The organism is Paenibacillus radicibacter (assembly GCF_024721995.1).
Taxonomy (GTDB): Bacteria; Bacillota; Bacilli; order Paenibacillales; family NBRC-103111; genus Paenibacillus_AM; species Paenibacillus_AM radicibacter.
This window is the reverse complement of the sequence record NZ_JANQBC010000016.1, coordinates 1-20,508: the sequence shown is the minus strand read 5'-3', so window position 1 is coordinate 20,508 and position 20,508 is coordinate 1. Positions and strand designations below refer to the sequence as shown.

At 38.1% G+C, this 20,508-nt stretch carries 17 protein-coding genes; all 17 read left to right on the top strand.

All coding sequences use genetic code 11. The features are described 5' to 3' along the window. The first annotated feature begins 265 nt into the window (after positions 1-265). The 17 genes from adhE (at position 266) to NV379_RS23775 (ending at position 20,205) form a co-directional block, all read left to right on the top strand. Positions 266-2,875 carry a bifunctional acetaldehyde-CoA/alcohol dehydrogenase gene (gene adhE / locus NV379_RS23855; protein ID WP_258209853.1) on the top strand — a complete coding sequence of 870 codons (2,610 nt, stop codon included), beginning with the start codon at positions 266-268 and terminating at the stop codon, positions 2,873-2,875. Positions 2,876-3,113: 238 nt separating this feature from the next. Further along, on the top strand, positions 3,114-4,481 hold the full coding sequence (locus tag NV379_RS23850; RefSeq protein WP_258209852.1) for a hypothetical protein: 1,368 nt from the start codon (positions 3,114-3,116) through the stop codon (positions 4,479-4,481). A gap of 23 nt (positions 4,482-4,504) precedes the next feature. Further along, entirely contained in the window at positions 4,505-5,218 is a 714-nt protein-coding gene (locus NV379_RS23845) for a response regulator transcription factor (protein ID WP_258209851.1), read from the top strand. A 3-nt stretch (positions 5,219-5,221) separates the two neighbouring features. After that, positions 5,222-6,646: a sensor histidine kinase gene (locus NV379_RS23840; protein ID WP_258209850.1), complete on the top strand. Its 1,425-nt coding sequence runs from the start codon at positions 5,222-5,224 to the stop codon at positions 6,644-6,646. A 277-nt stretch (positions 6,647-6,923) separates the two neighbouring features. Continuing rightward, on the top strand, positions 6,924-8,042 hold the full coding sequence (locus NV379_RS23835) for a tyrosine-type recombinase/integrase (RefSeq protein ID WP_258209849.1): 1,119 nt from the start codon (positions 6,924-6,926) through the stop codon (positions 8,040-8,042). 178 nt (positions 8,043-8,220) lie between these two features. After that, positions 8,221-8,613 (top strand): hypothetical protein, encoded by a 393-nt coding sequence (locus NV379_RS23830; protein ID WP_258209848.1) that lies wholly within the window; start codon positions 8,221-8,223, stop codon positions 8,611-8,613. Between the two features lie 471 nt (positions 8,614-9,084). Then, the gene (locus tag NV379_RS23825; protein WP_258209847.1) at positions 9,085-9,984 is read left to right on the top strand and encodes a ParA family protein; all 900 of its coding nucleotides are present in this window, start codon (positions 9,085-9,087) and stop codon (positions 9,982-9,984) included. After that, on the top strand, positions 9,959-10,330 hold the full coding sequence (locus tag NV379_RS23820; RefSeq protein ID WP_258209846.1) for a hypothetical protein: 372 nt from the start codon (positions 9,959-9,961) through the stop codon (positions 10,328-10,330). Before NV379_RS23825 ends, NV379_RS23820 begins: the two co-directional genes overlap by 26 nt. A gap of 4 nt (positions 10,331-10,334) precedes the next feature. Further along, positions 10,335-11,012, top strand: a complete 678-nt coding sequence (locus NV379_RS23815) for a hypothetical protein (RefSeq protein ID WP_258209845.1) — start codon at positions 10,335-10,337, stop codon at positions 11,010-11,012. 852 nt (positions 11,013-11,864) lie between these two features. Further along, complete coding sequence (locus NV379_RS23810; RefSeq protein WP_258209844.1) at positions 11,865-12,317, top strand: GNAT family N-acetyltransferase; 453 nt, start codon at positions 11,865-11,867, stop codon at positions 12,315-12,317. A 236-nt stretch (positions 12,318-12,553) separates the two neighbouring features. Beyond that, positions 12,554-13,009: a hypothetical protein gene (locus NV379_RS23805; RefSeq protein ID WP_258209843.1), complete on the top strand. Its 456-nt coding sequence runs from the start codon at positions 12,554-12,556 to the stop codon at positions 13,007-13,009. Between the two features lie 697 nt (positions 13,010-13,706). Further along, the gene (locus NV379_RS23800) at positions 13,707-14,651 is read left to right on the top strand and encodes a hypothetical protein (RefSeq protein ID WP_258209842.1); all 945 of its coding nucleotides are present in this window, start codon (positions 13,707-13,709) and stop codon (positions 14,649-14,651) included. 243 nt (positions 14,652-14,894) lie between these two features. After that, positions 14,895-16,367 (top strand): caspase family protein, encoded by a 1,473-nt coding sequence (locus NV379_RS23795; RefSeq protein ID WP_258209841.1) that lies wholly within the window; start codon positions 14,895-14,897, stop codon positions 16,365-16,367. A gap of 171 nt (positions 16,368-16,538) precedes the next feature. Next, positions 16,539-16,943 (top strand): GNAT family N-acetyltransferase, encoded by a 405-nt coding sequence (locus tag NV379_RS23790; RefSeq protein ID WP_258209840.1) that lies wholly within the window; start codon positions 16,539-16,541, stop codon positions 16,941-16,943. 1,521 nt (positions 16,944-18,464) lie between these two features. Next, positions 18,465-18,908: an NUDIX hydrolase gene (locus tag NV379_RS23785; RefSeq protein ID WP_258209839.1), complete on the top strand. Its 444-nt coding sequence runs from the start codon at positions 18,465-18,467 to the stop codon at positions 18,906-18,908. Positions 18,909-19,153: 245 nt separating this feature from the next. Continuing rightward, on the top strand, positions 19,154-19,642 hold the full coding sequence (locus tag NV379_RS23780; protein WP_258209838.1) for a GNAT family N-acetyltransferase: 489 nt from the start codon (positions 19,154-19,156) through the stop codon (positions 19,640-19,642). Between the two features lie 248 nt (positions 19,643-19,890). Beyond that, complete coding sequence (locus tag NV379_RS23775; RefSeq protein ID WP_258209837.1) at positions 19,891-20,205, top strand: hypothetical protein; 315 nt, start codon at positions 19,891-19,893, stop codon at positions 20,203-20,205. The last annotated feature ends 303 nt before the right edge of the window (positions 20,206-20,508 follow it).

Here is a 20,508-nt window from a genome sequence, read left to right as displayed (position 1 = left end):
AATACACCTCCCAAAACTTTGTGATTGTTTTCACATATTTTGTGATAAATTTCACATACGCCGAAATGGCAGTGGATTATAATACAGACATGAGGCACACACAAACATCAAAAACCTAAGAAATTTAAAGGTTTAGAGCATCAAGAACTGCCTCACGCACATGCTTCATTTGATCAGATTTTCGAGCAACACCGTAACAACGTGTTTAACATTTTTAATCACCCATAACTCATTAAATAGAGAGATAACATTGGAGGGAAACAAAATGGCTAAAACAGAAAAAGAGATCAAAAAGCCGGTTACTGCGCAAGACCAAGTGAATGAATTGGTGAAGAAAGCTCAAGTTGCACTCGATCAATTTATGACAATGAATCAAGAACAGATTGACACGATCGTTCATGAAATGGCGCTTGCGGGTGTTGAGCAACATATGCCGCTAGCGAAGATGGCGCACTTAGAAACAGGCAGAGGCGTGTACGAAGATAAGATTATTAAGAACATGTTCGCAACAGAATATATTTATCATAGCATTAAGAACGACAAGACAGTAGGCGTAATTGAAGATAATGAATACGGCAACTTCCAGAAGATCGCGGAGCCAGTCGGTGTGGTTGCAGGGGTTACACCCGTAACGAACCCAACTTCAACGACGATGTTCAAAGCGCTAATCGCAATCAAGACGCGTAACCCGATCATCTTCGCATTCCACCCATCTGCACAGAAATGTTCGGCGGAAGCAGCTCGGATTCTAAGAGATGCAGCTATTAAGCATGGCGCTCCTGAGAACTGTATCCAATGGATCGAAACACCTTCCATTGATGCAACGAATGCACTGATGAATAATACAGGTGTAGCACTTGTCCTTGCAACAGGTGGTTCAGGCATGGTGAAAGCCGCTTACTCCACGGGTAAGCCAGCACTTGGTGTAGGTCCTGGTAACGTACCTTGCTTTATTGAAAAGACGGCAGATCTTCAGCAAGCTACAACGGATTTAATTCTTTCGAAGACTTTCGATAACGGTATGATTTGCGCTTCTGAGCAAGCCGTAATCATTGAAAAACCTGTCTATGATCAAGTGAAGAAACTTCTGATTGAAAAAGGTTGCTATTTCACAAATAAAGCAGAAACAGAGAAATTGACTAAACTTGCGATTAATCCTGAAAAATGTGCCGTTAACCCTGACATCGTCGGCCAACCGGCAGCTAAGATTGCTGCTCTTGCAGGTATTGATGTACCACAAGATACGAAAATTCTGATTGCAGAAATTGATGGTGTAGGATATGACTTCCCGCTATCAGCTGAGAAGTTGTCCCCGATCCTTGCTTGTTATAAAGTGAATACAGCTGAAGAAGGTATTGAGCGTGCAGCACAGGTAGTACAATTCGGCGGTATGGGTCACTCCTCCGTGATTCACTCCAAAGACCAAGCTGTCATTACAGCGTTCGGTGAACGATTGCAGACTGGCCGTATCCTTGTAAACTCCCCGTCCACACATGGTGCGATTGGTGACCTTTACAATACGAACTTGCCATCTCTAACACTTGGTTGCGGATCTTACGGTAAGAACTCCACATCTTCTAACGTAACGGCGGTGAATCTTATTAACGTGAAACGTGTAGCACATCGTACAACTAACATGCAGTGGTTCAAGCTTCCTTCTAAAGTTTACTTTGAAAAAGGTTCAACGCAATACCTTGCGAAAATGCAGGATATTTCCCGAGTAATGATCGTAACGGACGAAGTGATGGTGAAGCTTGGTTATGTAGCTAAAGTTGAGCACTGGTTACGCCAACGCCAAGTTCCAGTAGCGATCGAAGTGTTCTCCGCGGTTGAAGCAGATCCGTCTGTAGATACAGTGGAAAGAGGAACTGCGCTCATGAACGAGTTCAAGCCAGACTGCATTATTGCACTAGGCGGCGGTTCACCAATGGATGCTGCGAAAGCAATGTGGCTCTTCTATGAGCACCCAGATGCAAACTTCAGCGATTTGAAAAAGAAATTCCTAGACATTCGTAAGCGTGTCTTCAAATATCCAGCGCTTGGCAAGAAAACGAAGTTCGTTGCCATCCCGACAACTTCCGGTACAGGTTCCGAAGTAACATCCTTCGCGGTTATTACTGATAAGAGTGAGGGAGCAAATACGAAATATCCATTAGCGGATTATGAGCTAACACCAGACGTAGCCATTATCGACCCTGAGTTCGTATACTCCTTACCGAAAACATCGGTAGCTGATACAGGTATGGACGTACTGACTCACGCAATTGAAGCTTATGTGTCTGTGATGGCAAGTGACTATACAGATGGTCTTGCGATCAAAGCGATTCAACTGGTATTCGAGCACCTTGAAGAATCTTATAAGACGGCTTGCCCACATGCTCGTGAGAAAATGCATAATGCATCCACACTTGCAGGAATGGCATTCGCTAACGCATTCCTAGGCATTAACCACTCCCTTGCACACAAATGGGGCGGTCAGTACCACACAGCTCACGGTCGTACGAACGCGATTCTAATGCCTCACGTCATTCGCTACAATGCGAAGAAACCGACGAAGTTCGCTTCATTCCCGAAATACAGCCACTTCGTAGCGGATAAGCGTTATGCAGAGATCGCAAGAATTCTTGGACTTCCAGCTAGCACAACAGAAGAAGGGGTTAACTCCTTGATCCAAGCGATTCGTGATCTGAACAAGCGTTTGAACTTACCTGAAAGCTTCCAAGCCCTAGGCTTTGATGCCAAAGACTTTGAATCCAAAGTGGATTACTTGGCAGACCGTGCGTTCGAAGATCAATGTACGACTGCCAATCCGAAGATGCCGCTAGTAAGTGAACTTGCAGATGTGTATCGCAACGCATTCTACGGCAAATTCTAAGCAAGTATTTTGGAGCTTTACTCATGTTTGACTCATGAACCTCATAGTGTCCACCCTCTTATGCCGTGCAGCGATTGTTGCACGGCACTTTTTTTATCAATTGAGAGTGTGATTCGTTAAATTGCTTTGCTGGCCTCTTTTTGTTACTGTATTGTTACGCTTTTACTAGGCGTGTTTTCTACAATGAATACAATTCTATGAGCGTTAGAAACTACCCTAGAAGGAGGCCATTTATCGAATGCCTAGAATATCAATTGGCTTCATCCTTATAGCGTTATCCTTACTTCTTAGCGGATGCAGCTTTCAGACATTCCCTACGGAGCTGCTTCGTGCGCCGAAAATGACGACTGATCTGAATCAAATTCGTGAAGCGGTTTCGTACTACATGCCATCAGGAGCAAGGCTGTTAATTCCTTCGCGGCACAAGACCGTGGAATCTTCTATTCAGGAGATCGATATGGATGGGGACGGCATTGATGAAGCAGTAGCATTTTACAAAATTGAGAAAACACAGCTTGAAGTTGGCATCTTAATCTTGAAAAAAGAAGGAAACAAGTGGATCAAGACTGAGCAGTACACCGATGTCGGTGCATCTATTGACTATATTCAATTCAGTGATTTATCCGGTGACGGGAGAAAAGAACTACTCGTAGGCTGGAATGGCGGGGACTATGGCCTGAAACAGCTTAATATTTATCACTATGACAATGAAAAGTTAAAGCAAGTCGGGCAGATGAGCTACTCGGATCTTGCGATTGATGATCTGGATGAAGATGGCAAGCAAGACCTAATTCTTTTTAACCACGATCATGTCAAAATGGAAACGAGCGCTTCCGTCTATCATTTGGAAAAAGAGCGACTCATTCGCATTGATTCTATCATGCTTGATGGTGGCATCAATGGATTTATGAATGTGACTACGGGACTAGCAACACCGAAGCAAAAGGGAGTTTTTGCAGAGATTGGTGTTGGCGCACATTCCGCTTATACATTGCTGTTAACGATGGAGAATGGAAAGCTGTTCGATGTGCTTCGAAAGGGAGATTTCGATTATGAACTGACCTATAAAGCGCAATCGGTCTATTCAGAAGATATGAATGGGGATAATCTCATCGAGATTGCTGTGCTTGAAGAGCCGCCACAACAAGAGAATGTGAGCTTAGCCGAAATGCCTTGGATCACGAATTGGCTGCAGTGGGATGGTAAGAATGGGCTAATACCGGTTCACAAAAACTATAACAACTACACAGCTGGCTATCGCTTTGATTATCCACAAACTTGGAATTCGTATATGACCATTCAGCGCAATGAAAGTGAAACGAGCGGGGAGTCGATCTTCAACTACATAGCGGAGGATAAGAAACGTTTGATTCCACTTGCTGCAATCCGATATGTAGATAATTTGGACTGGCCTGATACGGAGAAGAAGTTAAAAGATGCGATGACCGAATACACATTAATTGGACAAAATTACGGCAAAACGATCTTTGCTGCTGTATATCCAATGCCTGAAAATTTAAAGGTAACGGACCGTAATCGATATAGTAATTTAAGAACGAATACGACCTATTTGGACGAGAATATTAAGATATTGAATGTCGAGTAAGAGGCAAGTGGGAGGGTAATGGAGTGGAAACAACTGAAACAAAAGTACTGGTGTTAGAAGATGAATCATCGATTCGCAGTTTTGTACGTATTAACTTAAAACGTGGCGGATTCCAAGTCATTGAAGCAGAGACAGGTGAAGAAGCGCTTGATATTGTCAAAAGAGAGACAGATATTCGTATCGCTCTACTTGATGTGATGCTTCCAACTTCTTGTTCTGGCTTTGATGTATGTCGCGAACTACGCAAATTATATCCGCATATCGGGATTATTATGCTGACGGCCAAAGGACAGGATCATGATAAAGTTGAAGGATTTGAAAGTGGAGCAGACGATTATGTAACCAAACCTTTTTCACCAGTAGAACTTGTAGCAAGGGTTCAAGCACTACTACGAAGAATGGGTTCAGTAAGTACATCTCAAGAGACGGATCACGATGAACAGCGATCAGGACCATTCTGCATCTCGATGGATACACGTAAATTTTATAAGAATAATGTACTTATTGAACTTACTCCTACTGAATTTTCGATCATGAAGCTATTCATGGATTCACCGAACAAAAGTATTTCCCGGGACGATATTCTCAACGAGGTATGGGGTAGACATTACATGGGCGACCTCAAGATCGTGGATGTTAACATACGACGGATCCGGCAAAAAATTGAAGATCAGCCTTCACAACCGCAGTATATTGAAACGGTATGGGGATTTGGTTACTTGTGGAAGAAGGAATAGTACTTGAACAGTATTAAGGGTAGGGTTGTCTGGAAATTTGTCATTATTATTTTCGTAGTTGTGGTCTTAATGGGCGGCATGTTCACAGGTATGACTTGGCAATATTATTATGGCAGTGCTTCCCATGCGCTGAATCAGAAGGCAGACATCTCGGTAGCATTCTACAATAAATATTTGGAAAGCTCCTCGTTACTAGAGAAAGCTAGATATATTCTAGATAATTCACCAGTTAACGATGAGACGCGAACGGAGATATTAGATCCATATGGTGGGTTAATTATTGATTCGTATGGATTTCAATCGAAGGAGAAGCTTACGACCCCTGATGTGAAGTCCGCACTTAAAGGCGATACGGGGCAATGGATCGGAATCAATAAAAGTACGGGTGAGCGTATTCTGGCATTATCTAAGCCTCTGAAAAAAGAAAACACCGTAATTGGTGTCGTACGCTATACGACATCCATGGAACTTATCGATGAGACTGTCCGATTGATCGTATACATTACGATTGGTGTTGGTATTGCGATCATACTACTTGCCATTGGTGGATCAATTATTATGGCGAATCAGATTGTGCGCCCGATTCAGGAGCTAACCCAAGTAGCGAAGACACTTGCTGATGGTAATTTTGAAGTGAAAGCGATTAAGAGGCAGGATGACGAGATTGGTCATTTGGCAGAGACACTCAACTATATGAGCTCCGAAATCCAGAAAAATGATCAGATTAAGAGTGAGTTTATTTCTTCAATTTCTCATGAATTAAGGACACCGCTGACTTCGATTAAAGGCTGGAATGAGACACTCGTGTCAGGTGGAATGGACGATAAAGAAGAGATCAGTGAAGGACTCAATGTCATTTCTAAAGAGACGGATCGGCTAATTGGCCTTGTTGAGAACTTGCTTGATTTCTCCAAGCTGCATGGCGACACCATGACACTGCATTACAACGATTTAAACATGAACCAGATCGTAACCGATATTGGCAGTCAATTCATTCCCACTTGTACACAGAAACAGATAAACCTTCAGCTGCAGATGCAAGAAGGAATGCTGTTGATTGAGGGGGACATGAATCGCTTGAAGCAGGTGTTCGTTAACTTACTTGATAATGCGATTAAATTCACCCCTGCAGGTGGAACGATTACGATTATAACGGAGCAGGTAGATAAGCTTGTAACTGTTCAAGTGAAAGATACGGGTATTGGCATTCCTCCTGAGAAGTTGCGCTATGTAACAGATAAGTTCTACAAGGCAGGAACCCTTCACGCGGGCAGCGGCTTAGGCCTGTCGATCAGTAAGGAACTTACCCGCCTGCATGGCGGTAAGCTGCACATTGCAAGCAAGTGGGGCGAGGGAACAACTGTTACACTAGAGATACCAGCGCTGGATTTGGAAGAGTTGGGGCTTGAAGGCGGAATGGTGGAGTAGATAGATTAAGGATAGAGGGGAAGAGGATGGTAGAGATGCCATCCTCTTGTTATGTTATTTTTGAAATAAAACCGGTTAGTGAAAATATCATTGCATTTGATTTGGGATTAATTGAACCTGATGAATAGTTTTGGAGATATAGTGAGTAGTAATCTATGATAAAATTATAAGAGATTGTACCGAAAGCATCGGGAGCACTTACAAGTCGATAAAGACTTGTGTGGGCTCTTTTTTTGTTGTCAATGATGTAGATTGATTACCAGGTGGAGGGATTATTGTGATTATTCATGTTATGAAGAAGGATGACAAGTATCTTTATATTCAATTTGAGTATAACGAAGAGATAATTAACCGAATTAGAGGGATCAAGGGGAGAAAATGGATTCAAGCAGAACGGAAATGGGTTATTCCTTATACGTTGGAAGCGGCAGAAGAATTTGTACAATCATTTACTGATGCCAAAATTCATGTATCGCCTGATCTTATAGATGAAGGCTACATTTTTCAAAAACAAACTTCAGATAATCACGATTCTATCGAAGAAGATGATCATGAATTGTCCTGGGATGAGAACGCAAAGAAAAAATTGACTAATGAGCTAAAACTTCGTGGTTACAGTGTAAAGACGATTAAGGCATATTGTAGTCAGGTTGAAAGGTTTCACATTTTTGTTAAAGCGAACAAAAGTTTTAGCCTGGAGAAGAACATTACTGAATATGCACTTCAATTGCTTGAACTTAATCGTTCGCATTCTTATGTAAATCAAGCAATTAGTGCAATAAAATTTTATGTCGAGCATGTACTCTGTATGGTGACAAAAGCATCTTATATTCGACCGAAGAAGGAAAGTAAGCTGCCACATGTTCTATCTTTGAAGGAGGTCATGTGTATATTGAAAGCTCTACATAATTTGAAACATCGTGCTATCTTGTACATCACTTATTCCTCAGGACTACGAGTAGGTGAGGTTGTTCGATTAAAGTTAGATGACTTTGATTATGAACGTAAGACATTGCGTGTCCGCCAAGGAAAAGGACGTAAAGATCGAATCACATTCCTATCAGATTCTGCGATGGCGATGATAAGGGAATATATGCAGAAGGAAAAGCTAGATAAATGGATGTTTCCTGGTCAACATCCGAATAGCCACATTACAGAACGCTCCGTTCAGAAAATATTCGAGCAAGCAAGAGTTGCATCAGGAGTCCAAAAGAAAGTGAGTATCCATGTTCTGCGTCATTCTTTCGCTACGCATCTATTGGAGGGAGGTATAGATATTCGGTTTATTCAAGAATTACTAGGACACGCAAGTGTTCGAACGACCGAAAGATATACACATGTGAGTGTGAAAGATATAAGGAATATTAAGAGTCCCCTGGATCAGATGGAGTTGTGAGGTGGAAGTGCAATGGGAAGGGCGCAAATATAGGGTAATTATGGGGATTTACGAAATACGTAAATTCCCATATATGATATAATTATACGAAGTACGTAAATAAGGAGTTATAAGAAATCCCCGCAAAGTCTTAAATACATTCAAAAACTCATAAAGATAACGGATCTATAGGAGGACTATGATATACCTAGAGAAGGAAGATGTAATTAGACTGAATCAATTAGGTTTTAAACCGCCTTATGAATCAGGGGAGGTTTATGCATATCAATTTTATCAATATAAGAATGAAGAATGGTCTATTGGGGGGCAAATAACAGGTAACGAATCAATGCTAGCTCCACAGGAAGTATTTTTAGAAGGATTACGTTTGTATACAATTGATGAGATTTTTGATTGGATACATATAGAGGGATATGGAATGAGATTATTAAAGAATATTGGTTCAGGGTATAAATTTATAGTTTTCGATAAGGAGGCCAAGGAATACAAGGGGAGTGGCGGAACTTTATCAAAAGCCATTTTCAAAACAATCGAAAAGCTTTTAATGAAAAGAAAAGAGAATCAAAGTTAAAGGATTATCAAGTGAATTTTTGATGCAATTCGAAGTAGGCGGGGACATCTTATAACATAATATTCACGCTGCGTCGCCTATCGGCTCCTCGGTCTGCCCGAGGCATTTCAGAGAAGTAGGATCAGGCAGACAACCCTGCGAGGCTAAGTCCTAACGAACCCAGCAGTTACGCTGCTTTAAGCCTCTCGGGTTCGTGAACACAGAAACGTTAGCTGAAACTTCCTACGGCAAATACAATATTAAGAAAAATATCATATTGAATTAATTGGTTAAGATTAGTATAGCTAGTTGATATTTAAGTTTGCTAAAACATAACATCATAAATCCATAATCAAAGCAGGGAATTAGACGAAATTAGTCGAATAAAACAAGAATAGTGTCATAATTTGAAATCAACAAAGTGCAGAGTGTTAAGTTGTAAAGATTCTACTAAGTGTTTTTACTTAAAATCATCGTATAGGGGATATGGATATGGTTAAAGACGCAAAGGTTATTTCTTTTATTAATATGAAGGGGGGAGTTGGAAAAACGACCTTATGTAAAGAAATGGCGCTTTATTTATCAGAACGCTATAATTATGAAGATAAATCATCGGTCAGAGTATTGTTGGTCGATATTGATCCCCAAGCTAATCTTACTCAATCACTGTTGGAAAAATTCAACAAAGAGACCACGTTTTATAAAGAAAATCGAGAGATTGATTATAAGTGCTCAGTGGATAATGTTTTCAAACAAGAAATGGTAGGTATGACAAGGAAACATGTAATCTTAGAGCTTAGCGAGAATTTAGACTTAATTCCAGGTGAATTAGAGACGATTTTTCTGCAAAGGCAGCAGAATCCAAGTACTCCGAATAAATTAATGGATTACATTATAGATAAAGACTTAAGAAGTCAATATGATTTTATCTTTTTAGACTGCCCACCTACATATTCAGTTTATACAGAAATGTCGTTCTATACCAGTGATTACTATTTCGTTCCTGCAGTTCCGGATGCTTACTCTGTTTTAGGTGTAGATTTATTAGAAAGAGTAGTTAAAGATATAGTATATTCTCAAAGAAATACTGTATTTAAAGATTCGCAACCCAAAAATCTAGGTGTAATGTGGACACGGGTGCAACTGGGAGCTAAGCCTAAACAGGCTGATTTTATGGAAGGTCTGGAAACAGCGGAGGTTGTCATAAACAATAAGATTCATATTTTCGAGAATATTTTTTATGAATCCAATAAACTATCTACTTCAACATTCGATAAAAGTATTGTCGATAGAAATGACAAAAGTTTAGATGATATGATGATCAAAATATGTGATGAGTTTATTAAAAGAGTGGTGGTGATGAATAGTGATAACACTGTGGAAGAGAATTAAACTATTAGAAGTAAGACGAGATCCGTACCAAACCAAAATGGATTTCTACGCTGTGCTTATTCCTACACTTTTATCAAGAGAGATTTTTAAAAATAATCGTGAAATAAAAGAGCTTATCGAAAAACTGAAATTGAAAATCAGTATAAAAGATTATTTATTTGATAGTAGAACGGCTTTAATAGCAAGAGTTATAAGGGAAATACAATCTGATTCGGAAGAAGACTTAGAATTCAACATAGAAGTTTTTAAGAAAACTACAATAAAATTATTGGAGCAAAAAGATTTGATACACACAAATGAAGTGACAAATATTATTAATAAATTTTCTAGAAACAGTAAGGAATAGAAAAATGACTAACTCTTGGATTGTAAATAATTATTTTGATTATATGGAAATGAGCTTTCCGCAATATCATGCAAATTTATCAGAAGAGGACTTGCATGTTCTAAAAGAGCTTTACTTTTCTATAAATGATTTTTTTGTCATATGTAGTTGTTTCAATAAATCGGAATATGAAAGTGCGAATTTTTTCAACTTAATAAATGAATTTAAAAGTTATATAAGTAGACTTTTGTTAGTTGTTCCGATTAATGATAAATATTTGGTAGATTCTCTTTTTAGGTTATTAATTGAAAAGTTATATAGGATTTTATATGCACATTATCATGTTAACCTTTTGGAGGCTTCTATTAGGAAGCATGAAAGAAGAAAAATGAGCAGTAGATTGATAGGTAAGTTAAATAAAAAAGATGATTTAGATAACTTATACAATGAATATTCTGAGCTAATACATCATTCCAATCCAACCACATCCGATCTTTTAAACTTTAGACAGTTAAGTGAAATTAATGTTGATTTGATAACCTATATTAGTGAAAAGGTTGAGATCTTGAAAGAAATATTCATTGAAGATTTCTTTATTTCGAAGGTTGGAGAGGCTGACTTGGATCTGGCTTCAAAAATGCGATTGAGAAATCAGTTAATCAATCAAACTTCTAAGAGACTTGAGGAAGTAAGTATTATATGAATTTGATGGTAGTTCTAAAGAATAGAGCTCATTTTTTTGAGAATTTAAAAAATGAATTTATACTTCAAGCTACTTAACGTGGGTTAAATGAGAACGATTTTAGATGGAGAGATGGGCATGATATGTTAGCTAGCTTAACGAAGTTTTTAGTGTTTCACTTCTTTCGCTATTATTCATGCCCACAGAGACTCCGTATCAAATCACTCTATTAGCATAGCAAATTTACATTTTACCCCGAAGCACAGCGAATAGCACAATTATTTCATAGGCTGTTGCGGTAAATATGATTCGTGAACTTTAAAAAGTATGGTAATGCAATGCTAACAATGAGATGCGGAGGCTCCTAAGGATCCAAGATAAATAAATCTTTTTGCATCGGGATTCCTCGATGCTTTTTGATTTTTTAAATAATGAATCTTCAATAAAACTGCTGTTGTAATATGTTAAATATCTATGTAATTTGAGAAAGTTAGAAAGAGTTTCATCAATAAATAGACTTCAAATAATCAGTATTTAGGTGTTTGGTTCGAAGGTTGAAAAAAATATTTCCCCCAAGAAATAGTTTAAAGTATTTGAAAGTCGAAAACTTTGAAGAGCGATTTGATTGTATAGACTAAGAAGAGGAAGCATCAGCTAACATCATATCTACGCTGCGGGGGCAAGCCCCCTTGATCTGCTCGGAGGATTTCGGAGAAGAGGTATCAGGCAGATAACCCTGCAAGGCTAAGTCCTACGGACCCAGTCGCTATGCTCCTTTAAGCCTTTCGGGTTCGTAGATACACAAACGTTATCTGAAAGAATCGGAAATCTAATAAATCAAAAGAACAATAGTCACTATGAAGGAGTGGTCCGATGTTCCAAACAAATGTAATTCTAAAACTTATTACCAAAGAAAGAGAATTAGAGTGTATTAATCTAAGACCGCGAGAAGACCAATTAAATTTAGTTGCATCGAACTCAGATTCACTTTTACATGCAACTAAAGAGATTACTTCAAAGCCATTTGGGATATATGCAGAAGATTCAATGGTAGGATTTATTTTGTTTGATAATGAAATATATCCTGATGGATACTACTGGATACTAAGGTTTATGATTGATGAGAAATACCAAGGAAAAGGTTATGCTAAATTAGCGATCAAGGAAGTCATTAAAAAGCTAAAAAATAGAATAGATTGTAAACAAATAAGAGTATCTCATGTACCACACAATATTGTAGCAAACACATTATATAAGAAATCCGGATTTCAAGACACCGGGGAAGTGGAAGATAATGGAGATATAATTTTAAGTTACTATATGTAATAAAGAACCATAGGGGATTAAATTAAAGAGAATCAGGGTTATTTCGAAGATGCCGATTCCATCAGATAACACAGTGTTCCTGCTTCGCGGCTGACGCCGCTCGGCCTGCCCGAGGAATATCAAGGAAGTAGAATCAGGCAGACACATCGATTCCCCTAAGATAAGGGCTATCTAGGGAAATCGACGTCAGGAACACAATAACGTTATCGGAAATCGACGGGAAAGGAATTATCTAAATGAAGAACCAAAATGATCTAACATTTAACACCATTTATCCAAGGGCTTTTGTAAACATAATGGCTATGTTACTTCTTGAAGGAAGTCTATACCTTACTCTATCCATTAGTGATGAAGTCATTTTAAAATACATAAATGTTGGATTGATGATATTCATATTGATTTACTTGATAGCTATAGTAAAGCGACGATATTTCACAAAACTTAATATCACTTTAGGAACTGATTATGTTATATCAACTAGTAGTAAGAAGTATAAAGTAACTGACATTGAATGCATTTACATGAATGACAATAGAATAGGGATAAAGTTATACGGTAAGAGAGTGGTTCCAAATGAATTATGCTTTTATTTTCAGAAAAACCAAGAATCGATAGGGATAAGACAATTGAATGAATGGGCAGTACGGAATAATAAATCAGTAAAGAATAAATTTTTTCAAACATTTTTATAGTAGAATCAAAGAAGACACCGACATCCGATAACATCGTTTTCACACATCGTCGCCATACGGCTCCTTGGTCTGCCGAGGTATTTCGGGGAGGTGTGTTCAGGCAGACAACCCTGCGTGGCTAAGTCTGACGACCCAGTCGCTGCGCTCCTTTAAGCCTCTCGGGTTCGTGAACACAGAGAACGTTAAGCGAAAGCACCGAAACAATATAATTTTAAACTTAGTGGAATATCAAAGGCATATCTAAGAGATTGGTTTTGAAGGCAACCCGAAGAAGCGGTTGAAGGACTGGTTTTGAAGGCGACTCGAAGAAGTAGTTGAAGAGACTGGTTTTGAAGGCGACTCGAAGAAGTAGTTGAAGAGACTGGTTTTGAAGGCAATTCGAAGAAGTAGTTGAAGGGCTTGGTTTTGAAGGCGATTCGAAAAAGCGGTTGAAGGGCTTGGTTTTGAAAGCGGATCGAAGAAGCAGTTGAAGTGAAGTTTTTTGAATGTAACTCTAAGAAGTCAGCGCCATCGCTTAACAACATATTCACACTATGGGGACAAGCTCCCTTGGTCTGCCCGAGGAATTTCGGAAAGTGGAATCAGTCAGACAACCCTGCGAGGCTAAGTCCTGCGGACCCAGTCGCTACGCTCCTTTAAGCCTTTCGGGTTCGTAGATACGGAAACGTTAGGTGAAATTGATCTAAGGAGAAAAATAATGAAAATTAAATGGGAAGTTCCTATTAATGCACTTCTTTACGCTCCAAAATCTGACATGTTGTTTGTCGAGCTTACACATAATTACAAGGGTATTCTTTGTACGTATAGATTCCTAGGCGATGACCCAGAATATTTTGAAGCTGCAATTGACGAAAAGTACATGAGAACTATTAAAAAATTAGAAATCATTATTTCTGACCTCGATGGTAGTAATAAATTATTCAATATTGTCTCTTCTGTTAATAAAGAGAAGCTGTTTAAGATTCTGATTGATACATCCAATAGATTCATAAGATCAGTGCGCAATTTTGGTCTAGTAGCACCTCTAAAAGAGTTAAGTTATAATTTTAGTCAATATAATTATATATTATTAATATGGAGTGTTGAAATTTTAAATGAGGAAACATGGATGCCATTGCTCGATAAATCGATTGATAGGTCATTATTATTTAATGTTTATTCGAATTTACAAAGTCTTGTAAACATTAATATGATGAAGTGGAATGATATAGAAGAAGCTATGCTACAGGATATCACGCCTTCACCAGAGATAGAGTTTACTACAAATGCTCTAGAACATCTAATAAATAAAAATTACAGGTATGCTGTTGTTGAATCGATTATTGGACTTGAAATAGTATTGACTAGATTCCTAACAAAATATTTAACCAGTTCCAAAGGGTTTAGTAGTAATAGAGTTAAAGATTTTTTAAGTACTGAATTTGGTCTTTACGCTAAACTTTCTGGATTACTTGATCTAATTTTGAATATTGATGAGCTTCAACTGACGGATCTTGAGAAAGTAAAAAGTGTTGTAAAATGGAGAAATCACATTGTACATAGGACGGGACATTTACCTGAGGGTGTATCTAAAGAACAATTACTTGATGGAGTAGAGAATGTAATATCATTGATAACTATACTTGGATATAAGTCAAAATAATTCAAACATTACAATATAAACGTTATTCATTTTAGAGATCAACCTCACCTAACATAATATTCACGCGGCGGGCCTTACGGCCTTTGGTCTGCAGAGGCTTATCGAGGAGGTGGAATCAGCAGACAACCCTGCACTGGCTAAGTTCGTCGGACCCGGGCGCAAGCGCCCTTAAGCCTGTGAGGGTTCGTGAATACGGGAAACGTTATGCGAAAGTCTTTGAAAAGAAATGAAGGGAAGATATAGATGAATAAAAAGCAAAGAAAAATACTTAATGAAAGACTAGGAAAGAAAGTTATGTTATCCATAGGCGTTAATAATTATGACAACGAATGCTTCAGAAATTTGAACAAAGCATGTAAAGATGCATTAGGAGTTTTTGAAGTTTTTAGCAAAGTGAAAAATCTAAACTTAAATATAGAAAAGAGTAAGTTAATCGTTTCAAACGGAACTCTTAATGAAGGTACAAAAAAAAATATCCTTCAAGAAATAGAGGCTGTCACTAAAAGAGTGTCAGCAAATGAAGATCTTGTAATTTACTTTAGTGGACATGGATATGAATCTGATGGAAAAAATTTTATTGTTCCATCAGATTCAATAAATAACGAAGAAAACGAGTTAATAGAGATAAAAAAAATTGTTGAAATTATTGAAATGTGTGAGTGTAAGCACAAGTTAATAATTATTGATGCATGCTTTAGCGGAGTCGTAAATTCAGGAGTAAAGGGGATAGAAAGCTATAATTTTAAAAATCTTAAAGATTATTTGAAAGAGTCACGCTCAACTATTCTTCTTAGTTCGAGTGGAAGAAATGAGGCATCTTATGAAGAATCTCCTAGCAGTGAATATAGTCTGTTTACTACTTTTTTAATAGAAGCACTTGAAGGAAAAAGTGAAAGCTTGAAAAATGGTTATCTAACTGTTCAAAGTATGTATAATTACATTTTCGATAATGTTAGGACAATTTGTCGTGAATATCAAGGTATTGAACAAAGGCCTAATATTGCTGAAAAATCTAATGGAGAAGTTATTTTGGGTATCTATGATAAATTGACTTTAGAAGGAGAAAATGATTTTGATAACAATACAATTATACAAATTAGAGAGGATGAGGACATATTCAATTCCGTTTTTAAAGATTTAAAAATTAGAATTTCAGATTCTCTATGGCATGATACTAAACGTACACTTACTGAGTTGATAATGAATGGTTTCGAATATGAAAAATCGACTGATATTCAACTTGAAATCTCATCAAGTGAAATAACTTTATACATTAACGGTAATGAATTTCACAGCTTAGAAAGAGCAAAAACAACAGCAGAGAGAGGTTTAGGTTTTGTAAACAATTATTTAATGAATTATTTAAATCAAGTGAGTGCAGCGTACAAATATGAAAATGGAAAAAACATTATCACACTTATTTTCGAAGAAGAACCAGCTTTTTTTATCAAAGATATTTGTGTTATTAAATTAAATGAAGTTGGTTTTAGAAGATATACAGCTGAAGATATTATATTGCCCAGTGGAGTATGCAAAAAATATTATTATTACACTCCAAAAAGAAATATAGCGATGAGTCAGGTTCGTTCAGCTGTCACTATAATACTTGACAAAATACCAAAAGACAGTGTTTTAGTTATATATGATACAAATATAATAAAAGGTACAATTAGCTTTCAGGATTATATTTTAAATGAGAGAATATTGTATAGATAAAAGACCATCGCATAACATAATATTCACGCTGCGGACATACGTCCTGGGTCCGGCATTCGCCGGACACTCAGCATACGCTGAGTCGTTAATACAGAAACGTTATATGCAATGACCGAAAATCAGTAAAATACATAAATAAAGCGAGGGCATGAAATGATTGAAATTCGAGAGATGAGAATTGAAGATTATGATAGTATTTCGAAGTTGTGGGGTAAATTAACTGAAGTTAATATTTCTTTAGAGTTTGATAATCGAAATCGAATGAATTCATATCTAACAAGAAATCCTGGTTTAAGCAGTGTAGCCATAATTAAAGAGGAAGTTGTTGGAACGGCTTTATGTGGGCATGATGGCAGACGAGGTTCATTATTTCACGTTGTTTTGGATGAGAATATTAGAGGAAATGGAATATCCAAACAAATGATTGAAAGAAGTATTAATTGCTTAAAGGAAATAGGAATAGATAACGGTTTTTTATTTGTAAGTAATACAAACGAAAGTGCACAGTCATATTGGAAATATAATGGATGGAAGCCTCTACCTGAAGTAACATACTTTTATAAAACCTTCGAATAGTACTCTATATAAACAGATAATCGAATGTATCTCAAGAAGTCGGTCACAGCATATAACATCGTGTTCACACTGCGTCGCCTATCGGCTCCTTGGTCTGCCCGAGGCATTTCGGGGAAGTGGGTTCAGGGGCTAAGTGGCAGAACCACCCGGCGCAAGTGCCTTAAGCCTTTCGGGTTCGTAGATACAACAGCGTTAAGCGAAAGCACCGAAACAATATAATTTTAAACTTAGCGGAATATCAAAGGCATATCTAAGAGATTGGTTTTGAAGTCAACCCGAAGAAGCGGTTGAAGGACTGGTTTTGAGTGCAATTCGAAGAAGCGGTTGAAGGATTGGTTTTGAAGGCGATTCGAAGAAGCGGTTGAAGGATTGGTGTTGAAGGCGATTCGAAGAAGCGGTTGAAGGACTGGTTTTGAAGGCAACCCGAAGAAGCGGTTGAAGGACTGGTTTTGAAGGCGACTCGAAGAAGTAGTTGAAGAGACTGGTTTTGAAGGCGACTCGAAGAAGTAGTTGAAGGACTGGTTTTGAAGGCGACTCGAAGAAGTAGTTGAAGAGACTGGTTTTGAAGGCAATTCGAAGAAGTAGTTGAAGGGCTTGGTTTTGAAGGCGATTCAAAGAAGCGGTTGAAGGGCTTGGTTTTGAAAGCGAATCGAAGAAGCAGTTGAAGTGAAGTTTTTTGAATGTAACTCTAAGAAGTCAGTGCCATCGCTTAACAACATATTCACACTGCGGGGGACAAGCCCCCTTGGTCTGCCCGATGAATTTCGGGAAGTGGAATCAGTCAGACAACCCTGCGAGGCTAAGTCCTGACGGACCCAGTCGTTACACTCCTTTAAGCCTCTCGAGTTCGTGAATATACAAACGTTATAAGAAATTCCCCCGTAAAGATCAAGAACTTGTATAAGATTAAGGATAATATTGTGCAAGAGCTCGAATAAGATCAAGGGACGTACAGGTCAAGAACTCGAATTAGATCAAGGAACGTATAGGTCAAGAGCTCGAATAAGATCAAGGGACGTACAGGTCAAGAACTCGAATTAGATCAAGGAACGTACAGGTCAAGAGCTCGAATAAAATCAAGGAACGTACAGGTCAAGAGCTCGAATAAGATCAAGGAACGTACAGGTCAAGAGCTCGAATAAGATCAAGGAACGTACAGGTCAAGAGCTCGAATAAGATCAAGGAACGTATAGGTTAAGAACTCGAATAAGATTAAGGAACATACAGGTCAAGAACTGGTAATAGTTCAGATGATATATAGATCAAGTGAAGTAAGAGCAGAAGGCATTTCAAAGGGGATACGGGGGAACAACTTATAACACCGTATCTACACTACGTCGCATACGCTCCTTGGTCTGCCCGAGGTATTTCGAGGAGGTTGAGTCAAGCAGACAACCCTGCAAGGCTAAGTCTTCGACCCAGTCGCTATGCTCCTTTAAGCCTTTCTGGTTCGTAGATACACAAACGTTATAAGAAATCCCCGCAATTCGTTAAAAAATATGGTCTTGAAAGGAAAAAAGTATGAATATTAGCTGGTATGACCTAAATGAAATAGATGACTGTGAGATCAAATTCGTGGTGGTAATTGCAAAGTATAGAGGTGAATTGATATTAATACGAAATAAGGATCGTACTGTTTGGGAACTTCCAGGAGGTAGAAGAGAAGAAGGAGAAGCAATAATTGAAACAGCAAAAAGAGAATTGTATGAAGAAACAGGATCAATAATATTTGAATTAACACCAATAGGTACATATTTGTTTAATGAAAGTTATGGAATGATTTTCTGTGCAGATGTAGAAGCAATGAGTGAATTGCCAGCATATGAAATTGCAGAAATACGGTTCAGTAAGTCATTGCCTGAGGGATTGAACTATGGAGATGTTTATTACAAAATGTATGATAAGATAACGACAAAAACTATTAATGAATCAATAAATATTAAATGCGATTTAAGACACGAATAATAATTTGATATAAATTTCAAAGAAGGCGGGGACATCTTATAACATCGTGTTCACACCGCGTCGCCTGTCGGCTCCTTGGTCTGCCCGAAGTATTTCGGAGAAGTAAGGTTCAGGCAGACAACCCTGCGAGGCTAAGTCTATCGACTCGGCAGCAATGCTGCCTTAAGCCTCTCGGGTTCGTGAACACAGAAACGTTAGGTGAAATTAATGCAGAGCGATGTTAAAAAACTGAAAAGAGGCAAACGATGCAAATTATCAGAGTAGATCAGAACGGCAAGGATATTCTCAAACAATTAATGACTTTATTTCTTCATGATTTATCAGAATACAACAATGATATAGAAATTAACCAAAGTACAGGTGTGTTTGAATTTGATGTATTTGATTGGTTCTTTGAGAAGGAAGGTTTAACTCCATTCTTCATAAAGAACACAGATAAAATAATAGGATTTATACTGCTTCAGAGCGGACCTTTTTCTAATCAAGAGTTTGCTGATTATGTTTTGAATTCATTTTTTATCCTTAAGAAATATCGTAGACAGGGCTTAGGGAAAGAGGCATGTAAAGTATTCTTCAAGCAATTCCCCGGAAGATATGCTATAAGTCAAATAGAAACCAATATTCCTGCGATTCAATTTTGGAAGAACACTTACAGATCATTTGGAATTGAATTTTATGAGAAAGCAGAGATTGAGGAAGGGCACAAAGTAATTTATCAATATTTTAAAGTCTGAATAAGAGAAGAGTTAGTAAGTAATCCGCGAGGGCATTAACATCACCTAACATCGTTTTCACACTGCGTCACCATACGGCTCCTTGGTCTGCCAGAGGCAATTCGGAGAAGTGGTTTCAGTCAGACAACCCTGCGAGGCTAAGTCTTCGACCCAGTCGCTACGCTCCTTTAAGCCTCTCGGGTTCGTGAACACACAGAACGTTAGGCGAAATTGCTGAAGAAATTATTTAATTTAGGGGGCAATCTGAGTTGTTAAAAAATAATCAAGGCACACCAAAATTAGTTAGTTGGAGTTTTGATGACGAGGTTTGCGATGATCCAAAAGAATGGAATTGGATTGAAATAACTATGATTTTTGATGATGGATCAAAGCGTTGGAGTATCTTGTATACACCCGAAAGATTAAAGAATAATCTATCGAGAGACAATATTGATCCACCAGGCTTTTACATAAAACACATGATAATCGTTAAGAGCTATTCGGAAAGTGATATTCAAAGAGTGTTGGAAGATCTGGAAAGAAATAATGATTTATTAGAAGCCACAAGGATATATGAGAGCTAACTCAAGAAGCCAGCAAAATCGCCTAACATCGTTTTCACACTGCGTCACCATTCGGCTCCTTGGTCTGCCCGAGGCAATTCGGAGAAGTGAGGTTCAGGCAGACAACCCTGCGAGGCTAAGTCCTGCGGACCCAGTCGCTGCGCTCCCTTAAGCCTCTCGGGTTCGTGAACACAGCAAACGTTATCGGAAATATCCGAAAGTGCGTGAAAGAACAGATCAAATAAATAAGTACTCTAGGAGGTTACGTTATGTTTTTTCGAAGAAAGTTTTATATCGTCAATAATGACTTTATAGACATATTTA

Bases quoted from the DNA above. Each gene is read 5' to 3' on its own strand.
- adhE (WP_258209853.1), top strand. From the start codon at position 266: ATGGCTAAAACAGAAAAAGAGATCAAAAAGCCGGTTACTGCGCAAGAC.
- NV379_RS23850 (WP_258209852.1), top strand. From the start codon at position 3,114: ATGCCTAGAATATCAATTGGCTTCATCCTTATAGCGTTATCCTTACTT.
- NV379_RS23830 (WP_258209848.1), top strand. From the start codon at position 8,221: ATGATATACCTAGAGAAGGAAGATGTAATTAGACTGAATCAATTAGGT.
- NV379_RS23825 (WP_258209847.1), top strand. From the start codon at position 9,085: ATGGTTAAAGACGCAAAGGTTATTTCTTTTATTAATATGAAGGGGGGA.
- NV379_RS23815 (WP_258209845.1), top strand. From the start codon at position 10,335: ATGACTAACTCTTGGATTGTAAATAATTATTTTGATTATATGGAAATG.
- NV379_RS23810 (WP_258209844.1), top strand. From the start codon at position 11,865: ATGTTCCAAACAAATGTAATTCTAAAACTTATTACCAAAGAAAGAGAA.
- NV379_RS23805 (WP_258209843.1), top strand. From the start codon at position 12,554: ATGAAGAACCAAAATGATCTAACATTTAACACCATTTATCCAAGGGCT.
- NV379_RS23800 (WP_258209842.1), top strand. From the start codon at position 13,707: ATGAAAATTAAATGGGAAGTTCCTATTAATGCACTTCTTTACGCTCCA.
- NV379_RS23795 (WP_258209841.1), top strand. From the start codon at position 14,895: ATGAATAAAAAGCAAAGAAAAATACTTAATGAAAGACTAGGAAAGAAA.
- NV379_RS23790 (WP_258209840.1), top strand. From the start codon at position 16,539: ATGAGAATTGAAGATTATGATAGTATTTCGAAGTTGTGGGGTAAATTA.
- NV379_RS23785 (WP_258209839.1), top strand. From the start codon at position 18,465: ATGAATATTAGCTGGTATGACCTAAATGAAATAGATGACTGTGAGATC.
- NV379_RS23780 (WP_258209838.1), top strand. From the start codon at position 19,154: ATGCAAATTATCAGAGTAGATCAGAACGGCAAGGATATTCTCAAACAA.